This window comes from Variovorax sp. 01T439_2, from assembly GCF_056398445.1.
This window is the reverse complement of the sequence record NZ_JBFTPJ010001331.1, coordinates 1-1,097: the sequence shown is the minus strand read 5'-3', so window position 1 is coordinate 1,097 and position 1,097 is coordinate 1. Positions and strand designations below refer to the sequence as shown.

The following is a 1,097-nucleotide window of genomic DNA, read 5'->3' as shown; positions in this document are numbered from 1 at the left end:
GTCAATCGCCTGTTGGCATTGCAGAGCTTCGACGAGGACCGCGATCCCTCGAACGGCATCCGGCTGACGCCTGCGCTCAAGGCCGGACTGACGGCAGGCGCGCTCGATTTCAGTGCCTCGGCCGAGGCCTTCGACACTGCGCTCAATGCCGTGCTCGCCGCGCTGCCCGCGCCGTACGCCACGCGCACGGTCGATGCCGCCCGCCGCATGCTGGCGCGCGAGCACTTCGAAAACACCCTGGCCTCGCGCCTGGCTGCCCCCGTGACCGAAGCCGCCACGCAGGCCAACCAGCTCGGCGCCATCGGCATCGGCGTGACGCGCTACCAGCTGCAGGCCGACGCCCGTTTCAACGTGCCCTATGAAGGCGACAACGCCAGCATCAAGGCCGACTTTCCCCAAGGCTTCCTGCCGGCCTACGGCTCGGGGCTCGCGTTCAAGGGCAAGGCGGAGGACGGTGCGCTCGAGTTCTATACCATCACCGACCGCGGCCCGAACGGCGACGGCCCGACCGCGCCCGTGCCCGGCGGCAATGGCGCCACCAGCATCAGCAAGGTGTTCCCGGCACCGTCGTTCGCGCCGAGCTTCGGCATCGTGCGCATCGGCAAGGCGGGTGCCGTGCTCGCCTCGAGCCTGCCGCTCAGGCTCGATGCCGGCAGGAAGATCAGCGGCCTGCCGCCGCAGTCGGGCGTGGGCTCGACCGGCGAGACGCCGCTGACCGACCGCTACGTGTTCGATGCCGCCAAGGCCAACTTCGATGCCAACGGGCTCGACCCCGAGACGCTGGTGCTCRACAAGGCGCGCAACGTGCTGTGGACCAGCGACGAGTACGGCCCCTTCATCGCGCGCATCAACATGGCGACCGGGGTGATCGAGAAGAAATACGCACCGGGCAGCGGCGCCGCCGACCAGCCGCTGGTGCTGTCGCAGCGCCGGCCCAACCGCGGCATGGAAGGTTTGACGCTCGATGCTGCGAGCGGCGTGCTGCACGGCTTCCTGCAGAGCCCGATCGATCCGCGCGATGGCAGCGGCAAGTCGATCAAGGCCAGGCCGCCGGGCGGCAGCAACACCGACGTGCGCCACATCGCGAAGTTCACGCG

At 69.5% G+C, this 1,097-nt stretch carries 1 protein-coding gene; it reads left to right on the top strand.

The genetic code is table 11. The features are described 5' to 3' along the window. On the top strand, positions 1 to 1,097 hold a 1,097-nt coding region (locus AC1DOC_RS34700; protein ID WP_478131718.1), incomplete at both ends, for an esterase-like activity of phytase family protein.